The sequence below is a fragment of the Pseudomonas sp. YQ_5 genome (assembly GCF_043103305.1).
GTDB classification, from domain to species: domain Bacteria; phylum Pseudomonadota; class Gammaproteobacteria; order Pseudomonadales; family Pseudomonadaceae; genus Aquipseudomonas; species Aquipseudomonas putida_Y.
In genome coordinates, this window is record NZ_JBICJS010000084.1 from 45,308 (window position 1) to 51,921 (window position 6,614).

At 62.6% G+C, this 6,614-nt stretch carries 6 protein-coding genes; 5 read left to right on the forward strand and 1 reads right to left on the reverse strand.

Features of this window, described 5'->3' with window-relative positions; genetic code table 11:
• Positions 1–34 precede the first annotated feature (34 nt).
• Positions 35–913, reverse strand: coding sequence for a LysR family transcriptional regulator (locus tag ACF8EA_RS19705; RefSeq protein ID WP_323600557.1), 879 nt, complete (start codon positions 911–913; stop codon positions 35–37).
• 131 nt (positions 914–1,044) lie between these two features.
• On the opposite strand from ACF8EA_RS19705, the gene leuC reads away from it, so the two are divergent.
• From leuC to asd, 5 genes are all read left to right on the forward strand, one after another.
• On the forward strand, positions 1,045–2,478 hold the full coding sequence (gene leuC, locus ACF8EA_RS19710) for a 3-isopropylmalate dehydratase large subunit (RefSeq protein ID WP_392523020.1): 1,434 nt from the start codon (positions 1,045–1,047) through the stop codon (positions 2,476–2,478).
• Positions 2,475–3,119 carry a 3-isopropylmalate dehydratase small subunit gene (gene leuD, locus ACF8EA_RS19715; protein ID WP_003247192.1) on the forward strand — a complete coding sequence of 215 codons (645 nt, stop codon included), beginning with the start codon at positions 2,475–2,477 and terminating at the stop codon, positions 3,117–3,119. Before leuC ends, leuD begins: the two co-directional genes overlap by 4 nt.
• A gap of 147 nt (positions 3,120–3,266) precedes the next feature.
• Positions 3,267–4,031, forward strand: coding sequence for a class I SAM-dependent methyltransferase (locus ACF8EA_RS19720; RefSeq protein WP_021784928.1), 765 nt, complete (start codon positions 3,267–3,269; stop codon positions 4,029–4,031).
• 54 nt (positions 4,032–4,085) lie between these two features.
• Positions 4,086–5,168: a 3-isopropylmalate dehydrogenase gene (gene leuB / locus ACF8EA_RS19725; RefSeq protein ID WP_392523021.1), complete on the forward strand. Its 1,083-nt coding sequence runs from the start codon at positions 4,086–4,088 to the stop codon at positions 5,166–5,168.
• 63 nt (positions 5,169–5,231) lie between these two features.
• On the forward strand, positions 5,232–6,344 hold the full coding sequence (gene asd / locus ACF8EA_RS19730) for an aspartate-semialdehyde dehydrogenase (RefSeq protein WP_021784927.1): 1,113 nt from the start codon (positions 5,232–5,234) through the stop codon (positions 6,342–6,344).
• Positions 6,345–6,614: the final 270 nt, after the last annotated feature.

Here is a 6,614-nt window from a genome sequence, read left to right on the forward strand (position 1 = left end):
GTCCTTGGAATCGGAATAGCTGGCTGACAGCCGGTCAGGTGGGCCCTGAGTGGCTGTCGAGCAGGGCCATGAATGCCCTGGCCGCATTCGATAGCGTACGCTCCGTGTGCAGAATGTAGCCTAGCTGGCGCGAAAGCTGTATGCCGGGCAAAGCGATGGGTGCAACCTGTTCGTCGAGCATGGTACGTGGCAGCACGCTCCAGGCCAGGCCGATCGACACCATCATCTTGATGGTTTCCAGGTAGTTGGTGCTCATGGCGATGTTCGGCATCAGCCCCTGGCTTTCGAACAGGCGCTGGACAATATGGTGGGTAAAGGTATTGCCGCCGGGGAATACCGCCGGGTGGCGGGCGACGTCAGCCAGGCTGACCGCCTGGTTGCTGGCCAGCGGGTGCTCGGGGGCGGCGACGAAGTCCAGGGCGTCGTCCCACACTGGCATGGCCTTGATCAAGTGGTGTGGCTCGGGCGCCAGGGTGATCACGGCGATTTCGGCGCGGCCATGCAAAATCTCGTCGTAGGCCTGTTCCGAATCCATGAACTGAATATCCAGTGCCACTGCCGGGTACTGGCGGGTGAAAACCCGTAGTAGCGGGGGCAGGCGGTGCAGGCCGATGTGGTGGCTGGTGGCCAGGGTCAGACGACCGCTCACGGCCCCGGTCAGATTGGTCAGCGCCCGTCGGGTATCATCAAGGACGTTGAGGATCTGGTAGGCCCGCGGCAGCAGGGCGCGCCCGGCTTCAGTCAGGGTCACCTCGCGGCCCAGGCGGTCGAACAGGCGCACGTCCAGTTGCTGCTCCAGGCCGGCGATGCGTTTGCTGATGGCCGGCTGGGTCAGGAACAGGCGTTCGGCTGCGCCGGAAAAGCTGCCGGTTTCAGCAATGGCGATGAAGGCACTGAGGTTGGCCAGGTCCATGGTGGGGTATTCCTTTGGGTTATCCAAAGCATAAAAATTATGAATTTGAGTTATTCAATCTAACCCCATAGCATCGTCCGTACAAGCCAAGGGGTCTTTGGCATAGAAAGACGCTGATGAGGAACAGTCTGATGGCTGGCAAAACGCTCTACGACAAACTCTGGGAAGCCCATGAGGTCAAGCGCCGTGATGACGGCTCGTCCTTGATCTACATCGACCGCCACATCATCCACGAAGTGACGTCGCCCCAGGCCTTCGAAGGCCTGCGCCTGGCCAACCGCAAACCGTGGCGTATCGACGCCAACATCGCCACGCCGGACCACAACGTGCCTACCACACCAGAGCGCAAGGGTGGTATCGAGGCGATCGTCGACCAGGTGTCGCGCCTGCAAGTGCAAACCCTCGACGAGAACTGTGACGAATACGGCATCGTCGAATTCAAGATGAACGACGAGCGCCAGGGCATCGTCCACGTCATCAGCCCGGAGCAGGGCGCCACCTTGCCAGGCATGACCGTGGTCTGCGGTGACTCGCACACTTCCACCCACGGCGCCTTCGGTGCCCTGGCCCACGGCATCGGCACCTCTGAGGTCGAGCACGTGCTCGCCACCCAGTGCCTGGTCGCCAAGAAGATGAAAAACATGCTGGTGCGCGTGGAAGGCCAGTTGCCGGCCGGCGTTACCGCCAAGGATATCGTGCTGGCCGTGATCGGCAAGATCGGCACCGCCGGTGGCAACGGTCACGCCATGGAATTCGCCGGCAGTGCCATTCGCGAATTGTCGATGGAAGGCCGCATGACCATCTGCAACATGTCCATCGAAGCCGGTGCCCGCGTGGGCCTGGTGGCGACCGATGCCACCACCGTTGCCTACGTCGAAGGCCGCCCGTACGCGCCGAAGGGCGAGCAGTGGAAGCAAGCGGTCGAATCGTGGAAAGACCTGGTGTCGGAGGACGACGCCGTATTCGACACCGTGGTGGAACTGGATGCCAGCCAGATCAAGCCACAGGTCAGCTGGGGCACTTCGCCCGAAATGGTTCTGGCTGTCGACCAGCGTGTGCCAGACCCGGCAGCCGAAGCCGACCTGGTCAAGCGTGGTTCGATCGAGCGTGCCTTGAAGTACATGGGGCTGACCGCCAACCAGGCGATCACCGATATCAAGCTCGACCGTGTGTTTATCGGCTCGTGCACCAACTCGCGAATCGAGGACCTGCGCGCAGCGGCGGAAATCGCCAAGGGCCGCAAGGTGGCCGCAAGCGTCAAGCAAGCCATCGTGGTACCGGGCTCGGGGCTGGTCAAAGCCCAGGCCGAGCGTGAAGGCCTGGACAAGATCTTCCTCGAAGCCGGTTTTGAATGGCGTGAACCAGGCTGCTCGATGTGCCTGGCGATGAACCCGGATCGCCTGGAAAGCGGCGAGCACTGCGCGTCCACCTCTAACCGCAACTTCGAAGGCCGTCAGGGCGCCGGTGGCCGTACCCACCTGGTCAGTCCGGCCATGGCTGCCGCTGCTGCTGTAGCGGGCCACTTCATTGATGTCCGCGAGTTGATCCAAGGGAGCGCAGCATGAAAGCCTTTACCCAGCACACTGGCCTCGTCGCACCGTTGGACCGTGCCAACGTCGACACCGACCAGATCATCCCCAAACAGTTCTTGAAGTCGATCAAGCGCACCGGCTTTGGCCCGAACCTGTTCGACGAGTGGCGTTACCTGGACGTGGGTCAGCCCTACCAGGACAACAGCAAGCGCCCGGTCAACGAAGAGTTCGTGCTCAACCATGCGCGCTACCAGGGTGCCAGCGTGTTGCTGGCGCGGGAAAACTTTGGTTGTGGCTCCAGCCGTGAGCATGCCCCTTGGGCGCTGGACGAGTACGGCTTCCGCAGCATCATTGCGCCGAGCTTTGCCGACATTTTCTTCAACAACAGCTTCAAGAACGGCTTACTGCCGATCATTCTGAGCGATGAGGAAGTCGACGAGCTGTTCAAGCAGGTCGAAGCCAACCCGGGCTACCAGCTGACCATCGACCTGCAGGCGCAGGCGGTGACCCGCCCGGATGGCAAGGTGCTGCACTTCGAGATCGATGCGTTCCGCAAGCACTGCCTGCTCAACGGCCTGGACGATATCGGCCTGACCCTGCAGGACAGCGACGCGATCAAGGCCTTCGAAGCCAAGCACCGTGCCAGCCAGCCTTGGCTGTTCCGCGATGCCTGAAGTTCGTAGGTGAAAGTGCCGGCCTCTTCGCGGGTAAACCCGCTCCCACAGGGATATCACCAGCCCTGAGGGCCATGAAGGTCCTGTGGGAGCGGGCATGCCCGCGAAAGGGCCGGCACAGGCAACAAAAATCTATAGGAACGAGACATGACCAGCACCCAGCACATCGATGTGGTCCAACGCCAGTTCGGCGAACAGGCCAGCGCCTACCTCAGCAGCGCCGTGCACGCCCAAGGCAGTGAATTCGCCCTGCTGCAGGCTGAGCTGGCAGGGCAGGCCCATGCCCGCGTGCTGGACCTGGGCTGCGGTGCCGGTCATGTCAGCTTCCACGTCGCCCCGCTGGTTAACGAAGTGGTCGCCTACGACCTCTCTCAATCCATGCTCGACGTGGTCGCCAGCGCCGCCGCCGAACGCGGCCTGGGCAATATCATTACCGAACGCGGCGCTGCCGAACGCCTGCCGTTCGCCGATGCATCGTTCGACTTCGTCTTCAGCCGTTATTCGGCCCACCACTGGAGCGACCTGGGCCTGGCCCTGCGCGAAGTGCGCCGGGTTCTCAAGCCAGGGGGTGTGGCGGCGTTCATCGACGTGATGTCGCCGGGCAGCCCGCTGCTCGACACTTACCTGCAAACGGTCGAAGTGCTGCGCGACACCAGCCATGTGCGCGACTATTCCGCCGCCGAGTGGCAGCGGCAGGTCAGCGAGGCCGGCCTGCGCGTGCGCAGCCACACCCGCCAACCGCTGCGCCTGGAGTGGAGCACCTGGGTTGAGCGCATGCGCACCCCCGAGCCGATGCGCGCGGCCATCCGCCAGTTGCAGCAAGCCATGGGCGAAGAAGTACGGCAGTATTACCAGATCGAGGCCGACGGCTCATTCAGCACGGATGTGCTGGTGTTGTGGGCCGAGCGTTAAGCACTTTTCGGTGGGGCCCGCTTGGCCGCACCGCGTGAATGGATAGAGGAAAGCATGAGCAAGCAGATTCTGATTCTCCCAGGTGACGGTATCGGCCCGGAAATCATGGCCGAAGCGGTCAAGGTACTGGAGCTGGCCAACGACAAGTTCCAGCTCGGCTTCAGCCTGGCGCACGACGTGATTGGTGGCGCGGCCATCGACAAGCACGGTGTGCCGCTGGCCGACGAAACCCTGGAGCGTGCGCGCAAGGCCGATGCGGTGCTGCTGGGGGCTGTGGGCGGGCCGAAGTGGGACAAGATCGAGCGAGACATTCGCCCGGAGCGCGGCCTGCTGAAGATCCGCTCGCAACTGGGCCTGTTCGCCAACCTGCGCCCGGCCATCCTTTACCCGCAACTGGCCGATGCCTCGTCGCTGAAGCCGGAAATCGTGTCGGGTCTGGACATTCTCATCGTCCGTGAGCTGACCGGCGGCATCTACTTCGGTGCCCCGCGCGGCCAGCGCGAGCTGGAAGGCGGCGAACGCCAGGCCTACGACACCCTGCCGTACAGCGAAAGCGAAGTGCGCCGCATTGCCCGTGTCGGCTTCGACATGGCCCGCGTGCGCGGCAAGAAACTGTGCTCGGTGGACAAGGCCAACGTTCTGGCCTCCAGCCAGCTGTGGCGTGAAGTGGTCGAAGACGTGGCCAAGGACTACCCGGACGTAGAGCTGAGCCACATGTACGTCGACAACGCTGCCATGCAGCTGGTGCGTGCACCCAAGCAGTTCGACGTGATGGTGACCGACAACATGTTCGGTGACATTCTGTCGGATGAAGCTTCCATGTTGACCGGTTCCATCGGCATGCTGCCTTCGGCGTCTCTGGATGCCGACAACAAGGGCATGTACGAGCCGTGCCACGGCTCGGCACCGGACATCGCAGGCCTTGGCATCGCCAACCCATTGGCGACCATCCTGTCGGTGTCGATGATGTTGCGTTACAGCTTCAATCAGACGGCTGCCGCCGAGGCGATCGAGAAGGCCGTGAGCCTGGTTCTGGACCAGGGTCTGCGCACCGGCGACATCTTCTCGGAAGGCTGCCGCAAAGTTGGTACGCAGGAAATGGGCGACGCAGTAGTCGCAGCGCTGCGGAATCTGTAATCTCTCTGGCCCGCCCCCCAAAATTCCCGGTGGCGGCCCACTTTTAGCAAAGGTGTAGTTGCGATGAAACGTGTAGGTCTGATCGGTTGGCGCGGTATGGTCGGTTCCGTGCTCATGCAGCGGATGCTGGAGGAGCAGGATTTCGACCTTATCGAGCCGGTGTTCTTCACTACCTCCAATGTTGGTGGCCAGGGTCCGAACGTGGGCAAGGATACAGCGCCCCTCAAGGACGCTTATTCGATTGAAGAACTCAAGACCCTCGACGTAATCCTGACCTGCCAGGGCGGCGACTACACCAACGAGGTCTTCCCCAAGCTGCGTGAAGCTGGCTGGCAGGGTTACTGGATCGACGCTGCTTCGTCCCTGCGCATGCAGGATGACGCGGTGATCATCCTTGACCCGGTCAACCGCAAGGTCATCGACCAGCAACTGGACGCCGGCACCAAGAACTACATCGGTGGCAACTGCACCGTCAGCCTGATGCTGATGGGCCTGGGTGGTCTGTTCGAGGCCGGTCTGGTTGAGTGGATGAGCGCCATGACCTACCAGGCGGCTTCGGGTGCCGGTGCGCAGAACATGCGCGAGCTGATCAAGCAGATGGGCGCTACCCACGCGGCAGTGGCCGATGACCTGGCCAACCCGGCCAGCGCCATCCTCGATATCGACCGCAAGGTTGCCGAGACCATGCGCAGTGAAGCGTTCCCGACCGAGAACTTCGGCGTGCCGCTGGCGGGCAGCCTGATCCCGTGGATCGACAAGGAACTGCCGAACGGTCAGAGCCGCGAAGAGTGGAAGGCCCAGGCCGAAACCAACAAGATCCTCGGCCGCTTCAAGAGCCCGATCCCGGTCGACGGCATCTGCGTGCGCATCGGCGCCATGCGCTGCCACAGCCAGGCGCTGACCATCAAGCTGAACAAGGACGTGCCGATCGCCGACATCGAAGGCATGATCAGCCAGCACAACCCTTGGGTGAAGCTGGTGCCGAACCAGCGTGAAATCAGCATGCAGGAGCTGAGCCCGACCAAGGTCACCGGCACCCTGAACATCCCGGTTGGCCGCCTGCGCAAGCTGAACATGGGGTCGCAGTACCTGGGCGCGTTCACCGTGGGTGACCAGCTGCTGTGGGGCGCCGCCGAACCGCTGCGCCGCATGTTGCGGATTCTGCTGGAGCGTTGATCGTTCTGTTTTGACCAAAAACCCGCGCTGGCAACGGCGCGGGTTTTTTGTATCCGGGGGTAAGGTTTGCAGCGGGTGCGAAACCGAGCGCCGCCCGCGCGGCGCATCGCGAGCTGCGCTCGCTCCTACGTTTGTTTCTGGCCAATCATTCCTGTGCCATTTGCGCGCGAACGCCTTGGCGCATGGCGCATTATCACGTCGTACAAACAAGGCGGTCGCGCGCGCCTGTAACAGGCGTGACTGGCCCGAAACAAACGTAGGAGCGAGCGC